The 22,438-nt window shown below is 39.6% G+C and carries 21 protein-coding genes and 1 other RNA gene; 13 read left to right on the forward strand and 9 right to left on the reverse strand.

What is annotated here, in order from left to right:
* Positions 1-31: 31 nt before the first annotated feature.
* The 6 genes from dld (at position 32) to FTU66_RS09590 (ending at position 7,818) form a co-directional block, all read left to right on the forward strand.
* Positions 32-1,747, forward strand: coding sequence for a D-lactate dehydrogenase (dld, locus tag FTU66_RS09565; protein ID WP_035311162.1), 1,716 nt, complete (start codon positions 32-34; stop codon positions 1,745-1,747).
* Between the two features lie 48 nt (positions 1,748-1,795).
* Positions 1,796-2,695, forward strand: a complete 900-nt coding sequence (locus tag FTU66_RS09570) for a LysR family transcriptional regulator (RefSeq protein ID WP_004970549.1) — start codon at positions 1,796-1,798, stop codon at positions 2,693-2,695.
* Positions 2,696-3,740: 1,045 nt separating this feature from the next.
* Positions 3,741-5,315, forward strand: a complete 1,575-nt coding sequence (locus tag FTU66_RS09575) for a sensor domain-containing diguanylate cyclase (RefSeq protein ID WP_180112739.1) — start codon at positions 3,741-3,743, stop codon at positions 5,313-5,315.
* 42 nt (positions 5,316-5,357) lie between these two features.
* The gene (locus FTU66_RS09580) at positions 5,358-6,488 is read left to right on the forward strand and encodes a DUF389 domain-containing protein (RefSeq protein ID WP_180112740.1); all 1,131 of its coding nucleotides are present in this window, start codon (positions 5,358-5,360) and stop codon (positions 6,486-6,488) included.
* 179 nt (positions 6,489-6,667) lie between these two features.
* Positions 6,668-7,045: a diacylglycerol kinase gene (locus FTU66_RS09585; RefSeq protein ID WP_179988910.1), complete on the forward strand. Its 378-nt coding sequence runs from the start codon at positions 6,668-6,670 to the stop codon at positions 7,043-7,045.
* A gap of 59 nt (positions 7,046-7,104) precedes the next feature.
* Positions 7,105-7,818 carry a phosphatase PAP2 family protein gene (locus FTU66_RS09590; protein WP_180112741.1) on the forward strand — a complete coding sequence of 238 codons (714 nt, stop codon included), beginning with the start codon at positions 7,105-7,107 and terminating at the stop codon, positions 7,816-7,818.
* Here the strand turns inward: FTU66_RS09590 and FTU66_RS09595 are convergent.
* The 6 genes from FTU66_RS09595 to FTU66_RS09620 form a co-directional block, all read right to left on the reverse strand.
* A complete protein-coding gene (locus tag FTU66_RS09595; RefSeq protein ID WP_180112742.1) occupies positions 7,799-9,109 on the reverse strand; it encodes an ATP-binding protein in 1,311 nt (436 codons plus the stop codon). The two genes, FTU66_RS09590 and FTU66_RS09595, sit on opposite strands and share 20 nt — an antisense overlap.
* On the reverse strand, positions 9,109-9,786 hold the full coding sequence (locus FTU66_RS09600; protein ID WP_096902721.1) for a response regulator transcription factor: 678 nt from the start codon (positions 9,784-9,786) through the stop codon (positions 9,109-9,111). Before FTU66_RS09600 ends, FTU66_RS09595 begins: the two co-directional genes overlap by 1 nt.
* 1 nt (position 9,787) lies before the next feature.
* Positions 9,788-11,500, reverse strand: coding sequence for a phosphoethanolamine transferase (locus FTU66_RS09605; protein ID WP_180112743.1), 1,713 nt, complete (start codon positions 11,498-11,500; stop codon positions 9,788-9,790).
* Positions 11,501-11,740: 240 nt separating this feature from the next.
* Positions 11,741-12,442: a VIT family protein gene (locus FTU66_RS09610; RefSeq protein ID WP_180112744.1), complete on the reverse strand. Its 702-nt coding sequence runs from the start codon at positions 12,440-12,442 to the stop codon at positions 11,741-11,743.
* Positions 12,443-13,301: 859 nt separating this feature from the next.
* A complete protein-coding gene (gene cueR, locus FTU66_RS09615) occupies positions 13,302-13,694 on the reverse strand; it encodes a Cu(I)-responsive transcriptional regulator (RefSeq protein ID WP_179991269.1) in 393 nt (130 codons plus the stop codon).
* 58 nt (positions 13,695-13,752) lie between these two features.
* On the reverse strand, positions 13,753-16,224 hold the full coding sequence (locus FTU66_RS09620) for a heavy metal translocating P-type ATPase (protein WP_180112745.1): 2,472 nt from the start codon (positions 16,222-16,224) through the stop codon (positions 13,753-13,755).
* A 149-nt stretch (positions 16,225-16,373) separates the two neighbouring features.
* On the opposite strand from FTU66_RS09620, the gene FTU66_RS09625 reads away from it, so the two are divergent.
* From FTU66_RS09625 to FTU66_RS09650, 6 genes are all read left to right on the forward strand, one after another.
* Complete coding sequence (locus tag FTU66_RS09625) at positions 16,374-16,568, forward strand: heavy-metal-associated domain-containing protein (RefSeq protein ID WP_004970528.1); 195 nt, start codon at positions 16,374-16,376, stop codon at positions 16,566-16,568.
* Positions 16,569-17,071: 503 nt separating this feature from the next.
* Positions 17,072-18,073 (forward strand): putative oxygenase MesX, encoded by a 1,002-nt coding sequence (locus FTU66_RS09630; protein WP_154320486.1) that lies wholly within the window; start codon positions 17,072-17,074, stop codon positions 18,071-18,073.
* A 26-nt stretch (positions 18,074-18,099) separates the two neighbouring features.
* Positions 18,100-19,128, forward strand: a complete 1,029-nt coding sequence (locus FTU66_RS09635) for a methionine synthase (protein WP_004970525.1) — start codon at positions 18,100-18,102, stop codon at positions 19,126-19,128.
* A 122-nt stretch (positions 19,129-19,250) separates the two neighbouring features.
* The gene (locus tag FTU66_RS09640) at positions 19,251-19,745 is read left to right on the forward strand and encodes a flavin reductase (RefSeq protein ID WP_004970523.1); all 495 of its coding nucleotides are present in this window, start codon (positions 19,251-19,253) and stop codon (positions 19,743-19,745) included.
* A 71-nt stretch (positions 19,746-19,816) separates the two neighbouring features.
* Positions 19,817-20,107, forward strand: coding sequence for a type II toxin-antitoxin system HigB family toxin (locus tag FTU66_RS09645; protein WP_019836372.1), 291 nt, complete (start codon positions 19,817-19,819; stop codon positions 20,105-20,107).
* 1 nt (position 20,108) lies between these two features.
* Positions 20,109-20,510, forward strand: a complete 402-nt coding sequence (locus tag FTU66_RS09650; protein ID WP_004970519.1) for a type II toxin-antitoxin system HigA family antitoxin — start codon at positions 20,109-20,111, stop codon at positions 20,508-20,510.
* Between the two features lie 47 nt (positions 20,511-20,557).
* On the opposite strand, the gene ssrS is transcribed toward FTU66_RS09650, so the two are convergent.
* The 3 genes from ssrS to FTU66_RS09665 all read right to left on the reverse strand — a co-directional run bounded on the left by ssrS (position 20,558) and on the right by FTU66_RS09665 (position 21,688).
* Positions 20,558-20,740: non-coding RNA, 6S RNA (gene ssrS / locus FTU66_RS09655), on the reverse strand.
* A gap of 110 nt (positions 20,741-20,850) precedes the next feature.
* Positions 20,851-21,135 carry a cell division protein ZapA gene (locus FTU66_RS09660; protein WP_004970518.1) on the reverse strand — a complete coding sequence of 95 codons (285 nt, stop codon included), beginning with the start codon at positions 21,133-21,135 and terminating at the stop codon, positions 20,851-20,853.
* A gap of 1 nt (position 21,136) precedes the next feature.
* Complete coding sequence (locus tag FTU66_RS09665; RefSeq protein ID WP_104852303.1) at positions 21,137-21,688, reverse strand: hypothetical protein; 552 nt, start codon at positions 21,686-21,688, stop codon at positions 21,137-21,139.
* 64 nt (positions 21,689-21,752) lie between these two features.
* On the opposite strand from FTU66_RS09665, the gene FTU66_RS09670 reads away from it, so the two are divergent.
* Positions 21,753-22,391, forward strand: a complete 639-nt coding sequence (locus FTU66_RS09670) for a UPF0149 family protein (protein ID WP_004970514.1) — start codon at positions 21,753-21,755, stop codon at positions 22,389-22,391.
* The last annotated feature ends 47 nt before the right edge of the window (positions 22,392-22,438 follow it).

Below are 22,438 nucleotides of genomic sequence, written 5' to 3' on the forward strand. Positions count from 1 at the left end.
ATTTTTCACCTTGTTTCAGGACTTGTACACTATGCCACAGACAATTTCTTCTGCAACACAATTTGATGCTGCAGCAACCCTCAAAAACTTGGTCGATATTGTGGGAAAAGCGCATGTATTGACCCATGAATCAGATACTCGTTTATATCGTCAAGGGCGACGTTTTGGCGAAGGACAGGTTTTTGCGGTGGTCACGCCAGGTTCTTTATTGCAGCAGTGGCAAGTGTTACAAGTGGCTGTGGCAGCAGATTGCATTATTATTATGCAAGCCGCCAATACTGGACTCACGGGTGGTTCTACCCCTTTTGGTGATGACTATGATCGTCCTGTAATTTTGATCAACACCCAACGTTTAAAAGGTATTCAGCTCATCAACGATGCCAAGCAAGTGATTTGCTTGCCTGGTGCAACATTGGATGCTTTGGAACAGCAATTGGCGCCGCATCAGCGTGAGCCACACTCAGTCATTGGTTCATCTTGTATTGGCGCTTCAGTGTTGGGCGGGGTATGTAATAATTCAGGTGGTGCATTGGTCAGACGTGGTCCTGCCTATACTGAGTTGGCCTTATATGCACAAGTCGATGCACTGGGCGAGTTGCAACTCATCAATCATTTGGGGGTGAATTTAGGGAACTCGCCAGAAGAAATTTTAACCAAACTTGAGCAACAACAATATCGCCCTGAAGATATTGAATATTCGGAACATTGTTGTGCTTCAGATCAGCGTTACGTGCATGATGTTGCCCAAGTCGATGCCGATACGCCTGCACGGTTTAATGCCGACCCGAGCCGTTTGTTTGAAGCTTCGGGTTCGGCAGGTAAAGTCTGTGTGTTTGCAGTGCGTTTGGATACGTTTGAGAAAATTCCGAGTCAGGTGTTTTATATCGGCAGCAATCAGCAGGATGATTTAACCGCGATTCGCCGTTTTTTATTACGTGATTTGCCGCGTGTACCGATTGCTGGCGAGTATATCCATCGAGATGCCTATGACATTGGTGCAGAATATGGCAAAGACAGCTTCTTGTTTATCGAGAAGTTTGGCACCAGTAAAGTACCTGCCGCTTTTGCCATGAAAGACAAAGTCGATGGTTTTCTGACACGTTGGGGTATGCGTGGCTTGTCAGATAAAGTTTTGCAAATGTTCACGAAACTACTGCCAAATCATTTACCAGAACGCATGAACCAATTTCGTGATTTGTATGAACATCATTTAATTTTGCGCATTGAGCAGCAAGATGTTGCGGCAGTACAGCAGTTTTTAATGGATTATTTTATCACGCGCAATTCCGGCAGTTTTTTTCTATGTAATGAAGATGAAGGCCGCAAGGCTTTTCTGCATCGCTTTGCAGTGGCAGGTGCTGCAATTCGTTATCGTGATACACATCGAAATGAAGTGGAAGACATTGTTGCTTTAGATATTGCGTTAAGACGTAATGATCAGCAATGGGTTGAAACCTTGCCCGAAGAGTTGGAGCAGGCGATTATACATAAGTTGTATTATGGTCATTTTTTATGTCATGTCTTTCATCAGGACTATATTATTAAAAAAGGCGTAGACCCGTTGGCGATGGAACATCAAATGTGGTCATTGCTTGATGCACGTGGGGCAGAGTATCCTGCAGAGCATAATGTTGGGCATTTATATGTGGCGAAGCCTGCCTTAAAGCAGCATTATCAAAAATTGGATCCGACCAATTGTTTTAATGTGGGCATTGGGCATAGCTCTAAATTAAAAGCTTGGCGTTAAATAAGGATGAAAACTGAGCAGTGAAACTGATTCTAAGGAAAGATGGATATGTTTAAGTTAGATAGCAAACTGCTACAGATTTTTTACTATGTATATAAATTAAAAAATGTGTCTGCAGCAGCAGATGCATTGGGCATGAGTCAGCCTGCGGTTAGTAACTGTTTAAATAAAATTCGTCAGCATTTTAATGACCCATTATTTTTAAGGGTTGGCAATGAAATGTTGCCTACAGAGTTGGCGAAACAGATTTTTTCACCGATTAGTGAAATTATTAATAAAATTGAAACGGTCAATAATTTTAAAGTCGATTTTGATCCGACACATTCCGATCAATTATTTACCTTGGCAATGACCGATGTTTCGCATTTGGTTTTATTGCCAAAACTGACCAAGTTTTTAAAAAAATATGCACCTTCAGTGCGGATTAAAATTCGTCCTATTACCCGTGAAACCAGTTATCAAATGGCAAATGGTGAAATTGATTTTGCGATTGGTTTTTTACCTGAGTTAGAGCAGGGTTTTTATCAGCAGCAATTATTTCTACAATATTATGTGGTGATTAGTCGTAAAGATCATCCACGTATTTGTGAAAAAAGTTTAGATGTTGAAGCTTATATTCGTGAATCGCATGTCGATGTAGATACCAGTATAGGTCACTACCATATTGAAAATGAATTAAGCAATCGTGGTTTAAGACGTAATATTCTAATGAGTATCCCAAGTTATTTAGGGGTCGGTTTAATTGTGCAAGAAACCGATATGATTGCGACAGTGCCTTATTATTTAAGTGAGGTGTTATTGGCACGCGGGAATTTACAAGTAGTGAGTGCGCCTTTGAATTTTCCAACCTATCCTGTACGACAATATTGGCATACGTCTTGTCATCACCAAACCAGTCATCAGTGGTTAAGAAAAGTGATTTTTGATTTGTTTAGTCAGCATCCTTAATTAATCGTATTTAAAGTAAAATTTTTATAATTTTTTAAATTATCATTCGCTAATTCCCTCATCTTCAAAAGAGCAGGCTAGGCTGAGGGAATTAGTGATTCTTTTTTATAAGGCAATAAAACTAAATTTCTGCCCACGATTTTGATTGCAGCTATACATTTTCATTTTTCCATTATAAATATCTAAACATTCGCCTGTATCAGCACTACGAATACACTGACTATCGAGATACCATTTAGGTTACTTTGTCCATTAAAGTTATAAGCAATAACTTCAGCATCACCATGTTTCTGTTTTTCTGCCATATTTAGGCATATGCCTTGCACGGTAATGTTTTGATCAGGGTGGAAAATAAAATGCGGATCAGTAGCATCATGACAATGCGAAGTCTGAAAGCTAAGTTTATTTCTATGACTAAAATCGACACAACGAACATTTTAGGTTTTAATATTGAAATTTTTGTTACTATGTTTGTGCAGGATAAGACCAAGGTATTGGCACATAAAGGGTTTGTTGAGCAGCGCATTCTATAGGTGTACTGGGTAGAGTTTGAGGTTGAGTTATGATCATGGGAATTTGCCCTGATGCTAATGCGTCCACAACAAAAAAGACTGTTAAAAATGAGCAACCGCTTAAATTAAAATATTGCTTAAATATAAGAAAAAACCTATTTATTAAGTGGTTATGTAAATTTAAAGCAAAAAAAGATAATAGTTTTTTGTAATTTTATGAGTCATTGACCCAAAAAATTTATCGAATAGACAAGGTTTTCAGCAAAAAATAAGAACGAAAAATTTAAGTTGTCATTATTTGTTATTAGTCGGTGCATTCATAGGAAGTGTGTGGTAGAAATTGTATTTAGAGGATATATTTCTGATTTAGTTGGTGGTCAGCAATAAACGAACTATCTAATTTGTGGAATTGAACATCAAAAATTCACAACTAAAATTCAACTGTATTGCTTTCAAATATGTGATTGAGTTGTAAAATTATGTGTTAAAATCGACACTTGTCGCAGTTGTTTAATTTTTTGGGGTAGGAGCTGTTGAAACATTTTTTACTACGACTCGGATTGGATCTGCGTAAACTTATTTTAATTTCCACAATTTTAAGTGTATCAGGCTTATTTGTCGTAAGTATTTTTATTTTAAATTATGTAATTAAACAACAATTAATTCAAAATTCACTTTTGATCAATGAAAAATATGCAGAAAAAATTGCCACCAGCGCCAATCAACATTTTTCAGATATGCTGCAAGAGTTGGATTATAGTGCACGTTTATTAGAAAAAAATTTTTATAATACACAAGTTAGAAAAGAAGAAGTAAAACGCTTAAAAAATCAATCGAATAATTTTAATAGTGTTTTATTGGTAGAGCAGAATAAACATATTTTAGCTTATGCACCTAATACATTAAAACTTAATTTTAATCAGGCTTATAGTACCATTGGTATTGATGGATCTATTGAAAAAAAGAAAACTTATATTTCATCTCCCTATTGGTCTATAAGTAATAATTTAATCGTCATGATGTCACAACCTATTTATGACAAAACACATCAATATTTAGGCTTAATCAGTGGTACGATTTATTTACAGGAGCAGAACTTGATTAATACCATGCTCAATACTCAGTATGATTATAAAAAAAGTTATATGTATGTGATTGATCAACATAATCGTATTATTTTTCATCCAGATAAAAATCGCATTGGTGAAAAAATTATCAACAATACGGGTTTAGACTATATTAATCAGCATAAAGATGGCTCAATCCGTTTAAAAAATAGTTTAGGTATAGATAATTTTGCAGGTTTTGCACATATTCCAAGTGTAAATTGGATTGTTGTTTCTCAACAACCGACAGAGGATTTACTTGCACAAGCCAATACCCTGATTTTAAAAGTATCGATTGGAATCTTCATTTTCTACTTTTTTATTTTTTTATTGATTTGGTATATCTCAAGCTTTATTTCTTCACCTTTGAACCGCTTGGCACGTATGGCAAGTATGCTCAATCATGCGGACATTGAAAATAAAATTAAAGAAGTTGATCCATGGTATTTCGAGGTTTTAAAGTTTAGAACCTCATTATTAATGAGTTCAGAAACCTTTAGTCATCGGATTGCGGAGTTAAAACATCATGTCAATACGGACCCGTTGACAGGTTTATATAACCGTCGTGGTATGCAATTATTTTTAAATGAACTGCTAGACACTCGTACCGAATTTGCAGTATTAGCCATTGATATTGATTTTTTTAAGAAAATTAATGATCAGTATGGACATGATCAAGGTGACGTGGTACTTAAAACGCTCGCGCAACTAATGCTAACTAATTTTAGGGAACAGGATATTTGCTGTCGTAGTGGCGGTGAAGAATTTTTGGTTTTAATGACGACTGCAGATGCAAATGTGGCGTATAAAGCTGCAGAGCGGCTTAGAAAAACCATGCAGGAAACTACGATTAATCAGATGGGTCAAATCACCATCTCTATTGGCATCGCTTTTTGGCCTCAAGATGCAGAAGATGTGTCTGATGTACTGAAACTTGCAGATAATAAATTGTATGAAGCTAAACATGATGGACGTAATTGCACAAAGTCTACGGCTGTATGAGGATTTGGAAAGATTCTTCTTTAGCTGACACGGAGGTATGCTTTGGAAAAAGATCAAGATCCCACGATAGTGGTTGAAGACAGTCCTGAACAAGAAAAATATGAACTTTTGAAAGAAAAGCTGAAATACAAACAGGCGGAGCGCGAAAATTCTAAAAAAATTGATCATAAACAAGTACGGTTGAACATTCAGGCGGATGCCTTACCAAGCAAAACCTTCTTTATTATGAATGCTTTGGCAGCAATTATTGCGGGCTACGGTTTATTGTCAAATTCAGCCGCAGTGGTGATTGGTGCAATGCTAGTTGCGATGATGCTAGGTCCTATTTCAGGTATTGCACTCGCCTTTATTGATAATCGTTGGTTACTGTTTAAAACGGCCTTAAGCACCTTGCTGCTTGGTGTGTCGATGATTGTCAGTATTGGCATCATTTTAGGTCTGATCAATTTTAACTTGCCCATCACCCATGAAATTCTGTCTAGAACTCAGCCCACCATTATGGATTTAATGATTGCACTTGCGGGTGGTGCAGCAGGGGCATTTGCAGCCGTTTCGCCGCGATTGTCTGTGGCTGTTGTTGGCGTTGCAGTTGCGACTGCTTTGGTACCGCCGCTGGTTGCAAGTGGCATATTAATTGCGCATCTGGAATGGAAACATGCAGCAAATGCTCTGCTGTTGGCACTGACCAATATTGTTGCTATTCAAATTAGTTCTTCACTGGTGTTATGGGCAGCTGGTTTTAGACGCGGTTCAGATGAAGAAGTAAATAGCACAGTAATTGAATTTATTAAAAGAAATATCGTGAGTCTTTTAGTACTTTTTGCGCTGGGTATCTATTTAAGCTTTAACTTTATGATGATGTTAAATAAACAGATGTATGAACATCAGGTAGAAAGCTTGATTGAAAGTCAATTTAATCAACATAATAATTTGATTGATACGGTGCAGTTTGATCGGCGTAAAGAGATGACTTTAATTCGCGTAGTCTTGCGTGGAGATATAGCGCCAAAACCTCAACAGATTTCTGCATTGAATCAAAAATTAGCACAAGACCCACGTGGAAAACCAAGTGTGGTTCAAGTGCGCTTTATTCCTGTGCAAATTATTCAAGCCAAAGAAAGTCCTGATTTTGATATTAAGCAAGTTGAAGCCGAGCAATTGATACAACCTTAGATTCAACAATAAGAAATTGATGGTATTTACAGCTTACTTTAGATGGAGTCTTATTATTCAATAGGCATTCATAATGTTACATATTACACAGATTTAATTTAATAGTCTCAAAAGGTTATATTTAAGCCAATTTTAAGCTAAGTGACTTAACATCGGATTTATTTCAAATCAGATTCACTATGCTTCCACGCTCTCCTTACAAAGGCACTTCTGGTTTACAAAGGATTTTGAATGCCACAAGCTATTCTTTGGCAGGGTTTAAAGCCGCCTTTCAAAATGAAGCGGCATTTCGGCAAATCATTCTGATTAATTCACTGCTGATTCCACTCAGTTTTTTCATGCCTGTTAGTCGTGTCGAACAAGTGATCATGATAGTGGTGTGTTTACTTGCCATCATTGTCGAACTGATTAATTCAGCCATTGAAGCTGTGGTCGATCGTGTTTCAATTGAGCAACATCCCTTGTCTAAAAATGCCAAAGATATGGGCAGTGCAGCGCAATTTGTTGCTTTGGCAATTATCGCATTGACTTGGGGTGCATGCCTGATTTCTGCTTAATTCCTTAAAAAACAAGCATAAAACAGACTTTAAGATAGATAGTGAGTTGAGTATTCCTCATGCGGCATCAGCATTCAAAATTTTTACTTCTTCAAGCAATTTTACTCCTTCTGAGTTTGCTGATATTGCTCAATTTCTTTATCGTTGCAGGCAGGCTAGATTTATACCTCATTCAACCCTTTGTGGATGCTCATGCAGAATTTCCACTTCGACAAGACTGGGCATTGGCTGTATTAAATCATCGGTATGTCAAATATATCCTCATTGCGGTATATCTGAGTTATTTACTGGCTTGGTTGCTGTCTTTCAAATTTCAAAAATTACGTGCTCGTCGTTGGGAGTTTGGCTATTTCTTTTGGATGGTGGTGATTTCGACCAGTGTGATTGCAATACTTAAATCACAGTCGGCACATGCTTGCCCGTGGGATATGAGCATTGCCACAGCGCATGGTGTTCGGCGGGATTTAAGTGCAACGGCAGGGCATTGTTTTCCAGGGGGGCATGCCTCAAGTGGTTTTGCTTTATTGGTAGGATATTTTGTTTATCGGGCTGCTCAACCTAAACGTGCTTATTTTTTCTTGATTGCGGCTTGCATTTTAGGCATGGGGATGGGCTGGGCGCAAATGATGCGCGGGGCACATTTTTTTAGTCATAATCTTTGGACAGGCTGGATTACTTGGTGTTTGAACGTAGTCGCTTATGCGTTCTTGGCGCATAAATTGCCACAATCAAAATCTAAATTAAAACCCGATCTTAACGCATCGGAAATTTAACCTGCACACATAAACCACCTAAACTGGCACTTTTAGAAAACTCTAAACTTGCACCTAAGCGTTGGGTGGCTTTATCTACAATAGATAAACCTAAACCACTACCAATTTCCGCATGGTTATGAATACGGTAAAAACGCTGTCGAATTTGATTGAATAGTGCGGGGTCAATGCCTGCACCACTGTCTTCAATTTGCAAAATTGCATGTTGTTCTTGCTGAAAAATAGTCACATTAATCACGCCTTGTTTGGGGGTATATTTAATCGCATTATCAATTAAATTATAAATAATGGAATGCAAAGCAGAACTTTGTCCATGAATATTCAACTCTTGGCGTTGTTCGACACCTAAATCAATATCTTTTTGCAATGCCAATTGAATGAGCTGTTCCACACAGGCAATGGTCATTTGATTTAAAGATAGAGCTTGATCGCTTTCAATTAGACTATCTGAGGCATCTTGCTTGGCTAAGCTTAATAACTGATTGACCAAATGCTGTAAACGCAAAACCCCTTGGCTTAAATTATTGAGAGCATCACTATGTGGAAATTGCTGCAATAAAATTTGTACTTGTAAATTAAGTGCGGTGAGCGGGGTACGTAACTCATGTGCAGCATCGGCAACGAACTGGCGCTGTTCCTGCTGTGCGGCAGAAATTCGCGTAAATAACTGATTCATTTCCTGAATCGTGGGTGCAAGCTCGACAGGATAATCCAACATGTGAATCGGGCTGAGATCCTGCGCTTTACGACGTGCCAATTCGCTTTTAAAGTTATTTAGTGGTTGAAAATTATGACGAATCAGCCAACCCAAAGCCAAAAGGGCAAAGGGTAAAAATAGTGCGTAAGGAATAAACATATTTGCCGCTAACTCTAAAGCTAAATATTGGCGCACAGAGTTTTGCTGGCTAATTTGAATTTGTAGATTTTCCTGCGGCAAAATATATGTATGCCACAGTCCAGATTCAGTTTGATGATTATAAAACCCTGGTTTTTCTACGGGTTGTAGCAACACACCTTGAGGGTGTAATTGTGGTGTTGCATCGGTATAAGACCAAATATCGACAAATAAGTCTTCTTCACTATATCTCTGATTTAAATTGATTTGGCTTTGTGTAGGTTCTGGATGGTTTGCTGCAATGCGTTCCGCCAAACTTTGCATTTGTGCATCTAAAATTTCATTCATTTCTTCTAGGGCAATTCGATACGCTGCAAATACCAAAACGCAGCCCAACATGACACTAAAGATAGAAACATAAACAATCAGACGTTTTTGCAAAGAGTAGGATTGCATTAAATTTGCCCTAAACGGTAGCCCAAACCACGAATGGTACGAATAAAGTCCTTGCCAAGTTTGGCGCGTAAATGGTGAATATAGACTTCAATGGTGTTGCTGCTGACTTCACTGTCAAAATCATATAATTTATCTTCTAAATTACTTTTAGAGAAAATTTTATTAGGGTGGCTGACCAAAGCCATTAAAATTGCCCATTCACGATTCGACAATTCGATATATTCACCTTTGAATTTTGCCAAATGTTGTTCGGTATCTAAGACTAAATCGCCATAACTTAAAATATGTGCGGTATCGTTTACAGGATTTTGTGCGCCGCTACGTCTGAGCAGGGCATAAATTCGCGCCAGTAATTCATCAAATTCATAGGGTTTAATTAAATAATCATCTGCACCCTGATTTAAACCATCCACCCGTTGTTGCAATTGATCACGCGCAGAAATAATCAGCACGGGCAATTGTGGATGTAACTGGCGAATATTTTTTAATACCTGCATGCCGTCCATCATGGGTAAGCCTAAGTCCAGCAACACCAACTGGATATCTTGCTGCTCTAATTGCTTTAAGCCATCAATCCCGTTGTTCACCCAAGTAACATCAAATTGCTGTAACTTGAGCAAGGTTTGGGTCGATTCGGCAATCATAAAATCATCTTCAATGATTAATATTTTAGGCATGTTACGACTCGTGCTGCGGTTGAGTGGTAGATGGGGCAGAACATTGATTCAGCATATCATTTTTCGGATCAATCACTTGGCTTTTTACATCTAGTAAGCTCAATAAACTTGGGAAAAGATTGTCCTGACTCAATGCTGTTTGGCGTTGTGCTTTTAAGCAATTCACTTGCGCAGCATTTTGTTGTTGCCAAGTTTCTGAAAACCACATCAGCATCGGTACATGAGTTTGTTGAGTGGGTGCCATAGAATACGGTGCGCCGTGTAAATATAAACCATGTTCGCCTGTCGATTCTCCATGATCAGACAAATACCAAAAACTTGTTTGATAGTTTTTTTGTTGCTCTAAAGTTTGAATCAACTGACTTAAAACATGGTCGGTATAGACAATCGAGTTGTCATAGGTATTGCGTAAGGCATCGGCACTGCAACCCTGAATCGCATTGCTGTTACACGTGGGTTGGAAAGGTTGATAAGCTGCGGTTGAGCGTTTGAAATAAGCAGGTCCATGACTGCCCATTTGGTGCAATACAACTAAATGTGAGCGCGTGTCTTTCGGGTCAAGTTGAGCCAGATAAGCCTGCAAACTGTCCACTAAAATTTCATCTAAACATTCACCGCTGGCATCACACCATTTTTGTTTTAGCGCTGCAGGAATTTGATATTGCTGCACCCGATCACAGGCACCTTTACAGCCTGAATTGTTATCAATCCAAGTGACTTGATAACCTGCACGCTGAGCAATATCCAGTAATCCTTCACGGTGACTTGCCAGTTGTTCATCATAATTTTGGCGTGGCATCCCCGAGAACATGCACGGCACAGAAACAGCCGTGGCTGTACCACAAGAGCTGACTTGAGTGAAATTAATCACAGGCAGCTTAGAGAGTTCAGGGTTGGTATTTTTTGCGTAGCCATTCAGCGAGAAGCTTTCGGCACGTGCAGTTTCACCAACCACCAACAGCATAATTTTGGGTGCTGTGCCTGTTTGCGCACGTTGAATTAAATGTGCATCTTCACCATAGCGCAGCAGCGGCAAATTCTGTTTGGGTGCTTTCTTTTTATAATACGATAGACTAGAGGCAATCGCATTTTGTGGAGAAAGCATGCCTTTTAAATCACGATGCTCGCGGAAGATTGCAGCATAATCCACATAAAAACAGAACAATAAACCCAAAATCAGCACAATCGAAACTACACTGCCTAAAGTCTTTTGCAGTAATTGACGGGCAAAATGAGTCGGCTGAATTTTAACAGACCACACCAAGACCAATGGCAATAGTACAAACAGCACACTCCAAACCACTAAGCGTACAGACAAAAGATCACGTACTTCACGTACATCGGTTTGCAGCATATTTTGAATTTGGTCTGCGGTAATCACTACGCCCAAGCTATTAACAAAATAAGCGCTGAATCCACCGACTACAATCAAAATACTGGCTAATATTTTGGCATTCCAACGCCAGTTTAGCCATTGCAGCAACAGATGATACTCCGATACGATGACGATCACAGTTGCAATCAATAAGCCTATGGCTTTAATGCCCTGATAAGGTGTGAATTGTTGAATTTTCTCATAAAATCCATAGTTCAATACCAAGCCTAACCATAGGGCAAGCAGTAGATTGAAATAGAATAAAGAAATCGGTTTTTGCCAAAAGCGTAGTCGGGCAAAGATAGATGGAGCAAGTGGTGATTCGGGCTGCTTAGACATTGTCAATGATTCAAAAGACTTTAAGATGCTTTAGTTTAAAATTTGAAACTTAAAACTGACTTAAAATTGTGGGCTGAATCTGTTGTAGTTTTATTTGATTAACTTTGAAGATAGAAGTTTTAGAGATATAAACTTTGCATGGATAAGCTGTTCATTCATGTTATTTCTGAAGCTTGCCCTATCTCTGAACATATTTTTATCCAAAGATAGGGCAGATTTTTATACTGAGTTTTCTAGATTTTAAGCCACAGCGACATGGAACATTGAACCAATCCACGCACTGAATACCATGGCGACAATACCCCAGATCATGACACGCAATGCACCTTTCCACATACTTGCGCCACCGACATAGCTGGCAAGCGCACCCATAACCCCTAGACTGATTACACCGACCAACATCACGCCTTTGTCTAACAGATGTTCAGGTAAGAGTAAAATAGACACCAACGGGAATAATGAACCTACAGTAAATGCCAATGCCGATGAAAAAGCTGCCATAAATGGCTGCGCTGAGGTGTGTTCTAAAATACCAATTTCGTCACGGGCATGGGCATCTAGAGCATTGTGAGCAGTCAGTTGTATGGCAACTTGTTCTGCCAATTCGGCATCTAAACCACGAATCATATAAATATTGGCGAGTTCTTTTAGTTCATGCTCTGGATTGAGTTTTAATTCGCGTGCTTCCATCGCAAGGTCATTTTGTTCAATGTCTTGTTGAGATTTCACCGAAATATATTCACCTGCTGCCATAGAAGCAGCGCCCGAAATTAAGCCTGCAATACAGGTAATTAACAATGTTTGAGAAGATGCACCACTGGCTGCCATCCCCACGACCAAACTGGTCACAGAAATGATCCCATCGTTCGCACCCAATACTGCAGCACGTAACCATCCAGACCGTTCAATATAGTGTTTTTCGAGGTGGTAAGAATGTGGCATAGATCAAACTCTCTTGTTATTCAATTTTCGTTTATTGATGTGTGATATAGCATAAATCATTCTAAAAAATTTATCGTTTAAAAATGAGAGGTATTTCACAAAATAGATGAAGTCGTAATGTGGTTTTTGAGTTTGAGCTTGGAGTTTTTTATAAAATTTCCTTAAATTTCAACCTTTGAGCGCCTTAAAAAATGATCAATAGCTTGTAAGATGATAAAAGAGATTGATTCAATCAGGCTTGCAAGTAAATAGGAAATATCGTGATGTCTTTTCAGAATATTGTCGTACCTGTAGTGAGCGAAGTCAGTCTAAAAACCATTCATCGGTTGGGTGCAGGGTAAAGTATGCCTAAATTATCTCGTGACTTAGTATCGCCAGACGTATTTGACTTAAAGTCATTTATTTCTCCTCGCATTAGGGGTAGATGTCGCACTTGCAGAAGTCATACGTGGACACGGTACAATTTATGATGCAGAAGTCTGTGATGCTGCGGTTCGTTTAATTAATGAAAAAGGGTATGAATTACCGCGCTAAAATATGCGTAATGAATAGTGCTAAAACTTGATTGTTGTGCAGTTTATTGGAGAGATTCTTAAAAAGTGTTAAATTTATCTCGTAAATTATATAGAATGCTCACTAATTCAAATTGTTTTTATATATAATACGCTCCCATAAAGTAACAGATATTCAAAGTTTCCCCCCACACTTCCCCAAAGTGTGATTTTTTTTATGCTATGTATTAAAAAAGATAGGGATGTAGATTTCCTAAGTCAAATTTAAGCTGACAGATACAACAATGGTTTCTAACAAGTGGATAACTGTCAGGTCTTGTTTGAATGGGGGGAGGCTTAATTCCAAATCACTTCCCCAACTCAATATCCTTCAAAATCACACAATCTGCCTGCTCATCCCCAGAGCAATGATCTGCAGAGCTTTGTAGCCAGTTCGCCATTTCCTGTAATTGCGCAATCTTCTGTTTTAAGGTTTCAATATGTTTAAGTGTGAGCTGCTTTACTTCTGCACTTTGTCGGTCAGCATTTTTCCATAAACCTAGCAATTCTTTCATTTGCTCAGAAGAGAAACCCAAATCCCGTGCATGCTTAATAAAAGACAAAGTTTTTAAATCTTGCTCAGAATAAATCCGATAACCCGAAGCAGAGCGTTTGGCGCTATCCAGCAAACCAATTTGCTCATAATAACGAATCATTTTGCTGGAAATACCCGATAGCTTAGAGGCTTGACCAATATTCATGTGACTTCTCTCATAAAAAGGGCGTAGAACAATCTTCTAAACCCTTTGTGTGTTGCATTTAAACCTGTGCTGCTTGGAAATATTTTAAGCGGAGCGCATTACCCAATACAAACACTGAAGATAATGCCATCGCGCCTGCAGCAAAAATAGGCGAGAGCAAAATACCTGCAAACGGGTATAGCACGCCTGCAGCAATTGGAATCAAGGCAATATTATAAATAAATGCCCAAAATAGATTTTGACGAATATTGCGGATGGTGGCTTTACTCAAAGCAATTGCATTGGGCACACCTTGTAAATTGCCCGACATCAATACAACTTCGGCTGCTTCAATCGCAACATCTGTACCTGTCCCAATCGCAATTCCAACATCGGCTTGTGCCAAAGCAGGGGCATCATTAATACCATCACCCACAAAAGCCACACGTCCAAATTGCTGTTGTAATTCACGTACAACATCGACCTTGCCTTCAGGTAAAACCTCGGCCACCACATGATCAATCTGTAAACGTGCAGCAATTGCCTGAGCCGTATGTCCGTTATCTCCCGTAATCATCGCCACTTTTAAACCCAGTTGATGCAACGCTGCAATAGCAGCAAAAGTCGTGTCTTTAATTGGGTCTGCAACGGCAACAATGGCTGCCAGTTGTTGATCAATCGCCATATAAATTGGTGTTTTGCCTTCTTGTCCTAAACGTGCAGCTTCTGCATTAAAAGCGCTAACATCTAGCCCAATTTGTTGCATATAACGGTCTGCACCAATCTGAATACGTTGACCATTCACCAGTGCTTCAATACCTGAACCTGTGATGCTGTCAAATTCGGTAACAGGCAGTAAACTGACTTGCTTTTCTGTTGCAGCTTGCACAATCGCCAATGCAATGGGATGCTCAGATTTCGCTTCTACCGATGCTAAAAGTACAAAGACCTGATCTGCATCAAAACCCGATTGCACATGAAAATCGGTTAATATCGGTTTGCCTTCGGTGAGCGTTCCTGTTTTATCCACCGCGACCACTTTAACATCTTGCAAAAGCTGCAAAGCTTCGCCTTTACGAAACAGCACGCCCATTTCAGCGCCACGACCTGTTCCCACCATAATTGAAGTCGGTGTGGCTAAACCCATCGCACATGGGCAGGCAATAATTAGAACAGCGACTGCATTGACCAAACCAAAGGTCAGGGCAGGTTCTGGGCCAAAAATAAACCACACAATAAAAGTAAGTGCAGCCAATAACATCACGGCAGGTACAAACCACATGGTTACTTTATCCACCAAGGCTTGAATGGGTAATTTAGACCCTTGCGCCTGCTCGACCATGCGAATAATTTGCGCCAACACCGAAGCTTCACCAATGGCAGTGGCACGAATATTTAGTGTGCCATTTTGGTTGATGGTGCCACCTACGACTTGATTGCCTATTTGTTTGGCTACAGGAACAGGCTCACCTGTAATCATTGACTCATCTATATAACTATGACCTTCGATCACTTCACCATCTACAGGAATGCGCTCACCTGGGCGGATTTCGACAATGGTATTGGAGCTGACTTCCGCCACTGGCACTTCAATGATTTGACCATCCCGATGAATACGTGCAGTTTTAGCTTGCATGCCAATTAAATGCTGAATGGCTTGCGAGGTGCGACCTTTGGCTTTGGCTTCAAAATAACGACCCAGCAAAATCAAACTGACAATCACTGCCGCAGCTTCATAATAAACATGCACTGTGCCTTCGGGTAAAAGCTGCGGCATAAACGTTGCCACCAATGAAAAACTGTATGCAGCCAAAGTTCCTACCGCCACCAAAGAGTTCATATCAGGCGCAAAATGTAACAGCGCTGGAATCCCTTTTTGATAAAAACGACGTCCTGGTAACAGCAGCACCAATGTGGTTAAAGCAAATTGAATCAACCAACTTTGTTGTTGCCCAATATTGTGCATCACCCACATGTGAAAGGCAGGAATCATGTGTGATCCCATTTCCAGAATAAACACAGGCAAGGCTAAAATCAGTGAAATTACTAAATCACGTTTCAGTTGTTGCTGTTCCAGATTCTTTTTATCGTGTTGTTCGTTAGAGTCGTGTTGCAGCAGTTTGGCGTCATAACCTGCTTTTTGAATCGCTCGAATCAGGTCTTGGCTAGGAACAGTGGCATTCGGCTGAATCCATGCATGTTCAGTCGCCAAATTGACATTGGCTTGTTCTACACCAGGCACTTTCTTTAAGGCTTTTTCGACACGTGTTACACACGAAGCACAAGTCATGCCATCAATAGACAGTTCGATTGGTTGAATGGCAGCTACATCAAAACCTGCACGTTGCACTGCCTTAATGAGCAGTGCACGGTCTAAAGGTTGCGATGCATGAATCAGTGCTTTTTCTGTTGCAAGATTCACTTCAGCTTTTTCTACACCATCGACTTTTTTTAAGGCTTTTTCGACACGCCCGACACATGAGGCACAGGTCATGCCTTCTATAGACAAAGTTTCCTGATAGGGAGAGGCATTTGGGTGTTTTGCGTCCATGGTCGTCTCTATAATTTGGAGGATGTGTTTAGCATATAGATTGACACGATGGTAAGGTCAAGTAAATTTTAGCCCAAAATAGGCTTGACCTTGCCAGCATGGTAAGCTTTAAACTACAGTTCAACAAAGGCAGAAGTGTGGAGTTCGCAATGAAACTATTGATTGAAAATATGACTTGTGGCGGTTGTGCACGTGGTGTCACGGCAACCATTCAAGATGTTGATCCTGCTGCAAAAGTTGAAGTCGATTTAGCGACTAAAATTGTGACCGTGGAAAGCACTGCAACTGTAGATCAAATTACGGCTGCATTGGCAGAAGATGATTTTCCTGCACAAGTTCAATAAAACTGCATCATCTAAGAAGCTCCAATGTGTGAGCTTATCGTAAGGTCAATTGGTCAACTGACGAATTGACCTATTTTTTTGCCTGCCGATTTTTTCTCGTTGTTTTTTGATGTGACCAACTGAATACATTTTGATCACGAAGATGCTAAACCAAGCCAATCAGAAGCTGAGATTTTCTAACTTCAAGCTGAGTTTCATTCATTCAGGGCTGAAATCTACTGAATGAACTATGTGCTGTCCTCTAAAATATACTCTTCAATATTTATCGGAATAAAAATATTTTTTGGTTTTAACTTGTTGTTATTGAAATATTTATTTTAATTTTTAAATTTAAGGGATAACAGAAAAACCATCATTTTTAGATGTTTTGCTGCATATTTTAAATTAAGGTGAATAAAATTCACTTTGGACTGAGGTTAAATCATTTTTATTCACTTTGTCGTTCCAGTATAAATACCCTCATTCAGAAATTTTAACTTTTTAAATTTGGGTAGTAGATCATCATGACAAAGCCATTCACCTGTTCAATTAAACGTATTCGTTTTGACGAAAACTATGAACCTGCTAACAACACGCGTTTAACCACCAATTTTGCAAATTTGGCGCGTGGTGAAAGCCGTCAGGAAAATTTACGCAGAACTTTAGCGATGATCAATAATCGTTTTAACTCGCTGGCATCTTGCGATAACCCAAAAGGTGATCGTTATTCGCTTGAAATCGACATTATTTCTGCAGAAATTGATATTGAAGGAAATGGCAAAACTTTTCCATTCATTGAAATGCTAAAAAGTACGATCACAGATCATCAAACAAATGAACGTATTGAAGGCATGATTGGCAACAGTTTTTCATCGTATGTTCGTGATTATGATTTTAGTGTGGTCTTGCCAGCATTAGGCTGCAAAGTAAATGAAAAGCCTGAAAGTTTTGGTGATTTACATGGCAAGCTTTATCAGCATTTGGTCAGTTCAGCAGTGTTCCAAGCTGAGTTTCAAAAACAACCTGTGATTTGCCTGAGCGTATCAACCACAAAAACTTATTATCGTACGACCAATGTGCATCCTGTCTTAGGTACAGAATATAAAAATGATGAATATTCAAGAACCGATGACTATTTTGAAAAAATGGGTTTAACCGTGCGTTACTTCAAACCTGAAAATAGCAATGCACCGCTTGCGTTCTATTTTTCTGGCGATTTACTGCATGATTACACAGATTTTGAGTTGATCAGTGCCATCAGTACTATGGAAAGTTTCCAGAAAATTTATCGTCCTGAAATTTATAACACCAACTCACCTGCAGGCGAGGTCTATCAGCCAAGTTTGAATTATCAGGATTATTCATTAACCCAAGTTGTATATGACCGTGTTGAGCGAGGTCAGTTGGCAGTCAAGCAGGGCAAATGGACTGAAGAAAACTTTATCAAGCCTTATCAAGATATTCTTGAACAATGGGCTGCCAAGTTCGTGCCGCTACATGCTGCCAATCAAGAACGTGTTGCTTAACTTAAAATACAGATAGAAGATTCAAAATGGCTATTTTATTACCGACCTCAACGGCTGGCAGTTTACCTAAACCTTCGTGGCTCGCAGAACCTGAAAAGCTTTGGTCAGCTTGGAAATTAACAGGGCAAGAATTACTGGACGCAAAACAAGATGCGCTACGTCTATCACTGCATGAACAACAGCAAGCAGAGATTGATATTGTGAGTGATGGGGAGCAAACCCGTCAGCATTTTGTCACCACCTTTATTGAACACCTTGAAGGTGTCGATTTTGAAAAACGTGAAACAGTCAAAATTCGTGATCGTTATGATGCCAGTGTCCCTTCTGTGGTGGGTGCAGTTTCTAGGCAAAAACCAGTCTTTGTTGAAGATGCCAAATTCCTGCGTTCACTGACAGATCAACCCATCAAATGGGCGCTGCCTGGTCCTATGACCATGATTGATACTTTATACGATGCGCACTACAAGAGCCGTGAAAAACTGGCGTGGGAATTTGCCAAAATCCTGAATCAGGAAGCGCGTGAACTTGAAGCGGCAGGCGTGGATATCATCCAGTTTGATGAACCTGCGTTTAATGTGTTTTTTGATGAGGTGAATGACTGGGGCGTGGCAACATTAGAGCGCGCGTTAGAAGGTTTGAAATGTGAAACAGCCGTGCATATTTGCTATGGCTATGGCATTAAAGCCAATACCGATTGGAAAAAAACACTCGGCTCAGAATGGCGTCAATACGAAGCAGTTTTCCCAAAACTACAGCAGTCTAATTTGGATATTATCTCACTGGAATGTCACAACTCACGTGTTCCGATGGATTTGCTTGAACTTATCCGTGGTAAAAAGGTGATGGTGGGTGCGATTGATGTCGCAACGAATACGATTGAAACAGCCGATGAAGTTGCAGATACATTGCGCAAAGCATTGCAATTTGTCGATGCTGACAAGTTGTACCCATCGACTAACTGTGGAATGGCACCATTGAGTCGTCAGGTTGCACGAGGCAAGTTACAGGCTTTGGCTGCTGGTACGAAGATTATTCGCCAAGAATTATCTAGTTAAGCGTTCGATCAGGCGAAGTGAATTCAAGCCAAGTGAATTTAAGTTAAGTGAATCAGGGATGCTTTTTCAGGCAAAAAGCATCCTTTGAACTTTCTAAAAAAGTTGAGTGTTGGAATACGGTGATGGTTAAAGCAACAGACTTCAAAAATGCAATGTCTTTCTTATCAAGTGCAGTCAATGTAGTGACGACAATGGGAGATGCAGGACGTCATGGTTTTACTGCATCTGCGGTATGTAGCGTGACAGATACACCGCCAACATTATTGGTGTGTATGAACAAATCATCGCGTTCTCATCTCAGTTTTTTAGAGAATAAAGTGCTGTGTGTGAATGTGCTAAATGCAGAACAAGAACATCTTTCTAATGCATTTGCCTCATCAAAATTGAGTTCCGATGAGCGTTTTAAGCAGGCTGAATGGGCAGCTTTGGAAACAGGTGCTCCTATATTAAAAAATGCATTGGTCAGTTTTGATTGTGAAATTTCACAAATTCAAGAAGTGGGGACGCATACTATTTTTATTTGCCCAATTGTTGCTATTCAAAAAAATCAACAAGATCAGGCGTTGGTTTATTTTAATCGTCACTATCATCAAGTTGGTGAAACTGAGTTTGTTTAATTCGCTATAAAATATTGCAATATGCGATAATCAGTTTATACTTGATTTATAGCAAAATGCGATAAAATATTATGCATGTGATCACCCACGCTAGAATTATAGAGGCAATGCACAAGTGGCCACAGGCTGAAACAGCACTCGATGGTTGGTATCGAATTATTAAGGCAAATGATCCGAAAGACTTTGCCGAAATGAAGCAGTTATTTCCAGCAGTTGATAAAGTTGGAAAGTTTCATGTATTCGATATTGGTGGGAATAAGATTCGACTTATTGCTGTTGTGATGTATCAGGCAAAGCGTGTGTATATTCGTCATGTGTTATCCCATAAAGAATATGACAAAGGTCATTGGAAGGAGGATTAGTATGAACGCAATGATTAAACAGGCTGTAGATCACTGGCACTACGTTGCTCCTTTGCTGAGTAAACCAGAAAATGAAAAAGATTTTCATGCACTTGTCGAGGCTTTAGATGAGCTTTTAGATATTGTTGGTGATGATGAAACGCATCCTTTAATGGGGCTGATTCATCAACTCGGTGACTTGGTTTCTGTTTATGAAAATGAACACCTGCCTATTCCTCATGGAGATGGTCGTGCTGCTTTAGCTTTTTTGATGGCGCAACATGGATTAGGTCAATCTGACTTGGCAGAGGTTGCAACTCAATCTGTGATTTCGGAGATTTTAAGCGGCAAACGCCAGTTGAATATTCGTCATATTAAAGCGCTGTCTGAGCGGTTTAAGGTTTCTGCTGATACATTTTTCTAAACGATTTTATATTTTTTAGACATTTTATTTTTAGATATTTAAAAATAAATAGCTCCGAAGATGCCGCTGCATGTCGTTACCCTGAACCCGAAAAAGTTCAAGGCGGACGCGACGCATACTTGCTGGGTTTCCCATACGAGATGGGCATACGCTCTAAATATGCAGAACACAATCCTAAGATTTAAGTATCGGCAGGGATATAGACTCGCTGGCGAACACCTCAGAGTTAGAATTAGTATAACCCATCTCAGTTGCTTGGCAACTCATGTTCACGAATTAACTGTAAAGATAGAGCTTGTTTGCATAGCCTTTATGCAAACTTAAGTCAAAAAAACGACACTTAAGTAAGGGCTTCAACTTCTTGCAAAATGGTGCTGAGTAAACGCTCACAATGCTCATAATGCTGCAAAGATTTATTCATAGAAAGAACCTCTTGCATCAACTCTAAAGCCACCACAATAATCAGTTTGCTCGGTTCCATATTGGGCGCTTTACGACGAAACTCATCATAGCGTTCATTCAATAATTGTGCTGCACGCTCTAAATCTTCTCTTTTTTCTTCAGTTGTGGCTAAACGGAAACTATGTCCTAAAACACGTAAATCAATTGGAATTTGAACTGACATATTAACCTTCCTCGCTCACTTCGGCAGGGTGGGCAAGTTGTTGAATTTCTTGCGCATGATGATCTTGAGCTGTACCTAAAATTGCAAGACGCTGAATAATAGCTTCAACTTTGGCTTTGGCATGCTCATTTTTTTGTAACAATCTTTCACGTTCTTGTTTGAGTGTCTGAATTTCATGCTGATTCATACGTTGATCATTCAGCATTTTTTCTTTCAGAATGCGTAATTCATTGCGCTCAGCCAAAATTTCCTGAAAGCGGTTTTTCAAATCAGTACAGCTTTTTTCCAAACGACTGTAACGGTCTGCCAGTGCTGTCGCATCTTGGTTTAACTGCTGAAATTGCGCCTGAGTGCTGCTTAATTGCTCAGTCAGATTCTCAATTTCATCTTGCTTGGCAGTAATGATGCCGTTTCTTTGCACAATTTGTGCATGATGCTGTTCCTCAGCAGTTTGCTTGGCTGTGCTGAGGGCGGTATTTTCACTTTCATAATGATCAATTCGTGTTTTTAAAACACCAATATGCGCTTGTAGACGCTGTAATTCTTCTAACATATCGTGGTCGCACAGTATTGCAAACAAAGGTAATATATACGAAGTATAGAGATTGGATAAACGAATGCAAGACGATATTTCAGGTTGGTCGGAATGGTTCCGCAATTTTTCTAACATTGAAGAAATTTCAAGCCCAAGTGAGTTACATGGCTTGCTGACAGGTATAGTTTGTGTGACAAATGCACCAACTGAAACCGAGTGGCAGCAGATTTTAGAAACCCTCAATGTGCCAGAATTAGAGCCAGCCGCACTGTCACTTTTAACCGATGAATCGGAAGATGTCGCACATGCTTTGTCTGAAGATGAGTTAGATTATCTGCCGTTATTGCCAGATGATGAACATCTTTTACAAGAACGTGTGCAAGCTTTGGCAGATTGGTGTGCAGGCGTTGTGCTTGGTTTTGGTTTGGCTTCTGGGCATATTCGTTCAGATGAAATCGAACTGATTGAGCATTTACAAGATGTTGCTGCGGTTGAATTTGAAGATTCAGACAATGACGAAGAAGGCGAAGAAAGCTATCAGGAATTGTATGAATTTGTACGTTTGATTCCTGTGAGTTTATCTGTTGGGCGTAAAAAAGTACCAGTAGAAGAAAGCTCTTTATTGCAAAACTTACATGCTAAGTCGCGTCAACAAACTGCACAAACCACACAAAACGCAAGTGCTGTTGTTGAAATGTTTACGCCACACCGTCCGAGTTAATCGGGCGTTGTGTGCCTAAGTGTGTCGGTGTAAGGTGCTTTAAGTCA

Origin of the sequence: Acinetobacter sp. YH12131 (assembly GCF_013418635.1) — a bacterium.
GTDB classification, from domain to species: domain Bacteria; phylum Pseudomonadota; class Gammaproteobacteria; order Pseudomonadales; family Moraxellaceae; genus Acinetobacter; species Acinetobacter towneri.

What these genes read in the sequence shown, in the direction of transcription:
- FTU66_RS09600 (WP_096902721.1), bottom strand. Translation starts at nt 9,786, where the DNA reads ATGCCTAAAATATTAATCATTGAAGATGATTTTATGATTGCCGAATCG.
- FTU66_RS09610 (WP_180112744.1), bottom strand. Translation starts at nt 12,442, where the DNA reads ATGCCACATTCTTACCACCTCGAAAAACACTATATTGAACGGTCTGGA.
- FTU66_RS09670 (WP_004970514.1), top strand. Translation starts at nt 21,753, where the DNA reads ATGCAAGACGATATTTCAGGTTGGTCGGAATGGTTCCGCAATTTTTCT.
- cueR (WP_179991269.1), bottom strand. Translation starts at nt 13,694, where the DNA reads ATGAATATTGGTCAAGCCTCTAAGCTATCGGGTATTTCCAGCAAAATG.
- FTU66_RS09635 (WP_004970525.1), top strand. Translation starts at nt 18,100, where the DNA reads ATGGCTATTTTATTACCGACCTCAACGGCTGGCAGTTTACCTAAACCT.
- FTU66_RS09645 (WP_019836372.1), top strand. Translation starts at nt 19,817, where the DNA reads ATGCATGTGATCACCCACGCTAGAATTATAGAGGCAATGCACAAGTGG.
- FTU66_RS09650 (WP_004970519.1), top strand. Translation starts at nt 20,109, where the DNA reads ATGAACGCAATGATTAAACAGGCTGTAGATCACTGGCACTACGTTGCT.
- FTU66_RS09665 (WP_104852303.1), bottom strand. Translation starts at nt 21,688, where the DNA reads ATGTTAGAAGAATTACAGCGTCTACAAGCGCATATTGGTGTTTTAAAA.
- dld (WP_035311162.1), top strand. Translation starts at nt 32, where the DNA reads ATGCCACAGACAATTTCTTCTGCAACACAATTTGATGCTGCAGCAACC.
- FTU66_RS09585 (WP_179988910.1), top strand. Translation starts at nt 6,668, where the DNA reads ATGCTTCCACGCTCTCCTTACAAAGGCACTTCTGGTTTACAAAGGATT.
- FTU66_RS09625 (WP_004970528.1), top strand. Translation starts at nt 16,374, where the DNA reads ATGAAACTATTGATTGAAAATATGACTTGTGGCGGTTGTGCACGTGGT.
- FTU66_RS09640 (WP_004970523.1), top strand. Translation starts at nt 19,251, where the DNA reads ATGGTTAAAGCAACAGACTTCAAAAATGCAATGTCTTTCTTATCAAGT.
- FTU66_RS09620 (WP_180112745.1), bottom strand. Translation starts at nt 16,224, where the DNA reads ATGGACGCAAAACACCCAAATGCCTCTCCCTATCAGGAAACTTTGTCT.
- FTU66_RS09570 (WP_004970549.1), top strand. Translation starts at nt 1,796, where the DNA reads ATGTTTAAGTTAGATAGCAAACTGCTACAGATTTTTTACTATGTATAT.
- FTU66_RS09605 (WP_180112743.1), bottom strand. Translation starts at nt 11,500, where the DNA reads ATGTCTAAGCAGCCCGAATCACCACTTGCTCCATCTATCTTTGCCCGA.
- FTU66_RS09660 (WP_004970518.1), bottom strand. Translation starts at nt 21,135, where the DNA reads ATGTCAGTTCAAATTCCAATTGATTTACGTGTTTTAGGACATAGTTTC.
- FTU66_RS09595 (WP_180112742.1), bottom strand. Translation starts at nt 9,109, where the DNA reads ATGCAATCCTACTCTTTGCAAAAACGTCTGATTGTTTATGTTTCTATC.
- FTU66_RS09590 (WP_180112741.1), top strand. Translation starts at nt 7,105, where the DNA reads ATGCGGCATCAGCATTCAAAATTTTTACTTCTTCAAGCAATTTTACTC.
- FTU66_RS09630 (WP_154320486.1), top strand. Translation starts at nt 17,072, where the DNA reads ATGACAAAGCCATTCACCTGTTCAATTAAACGTATTCGTTTTGACGAA.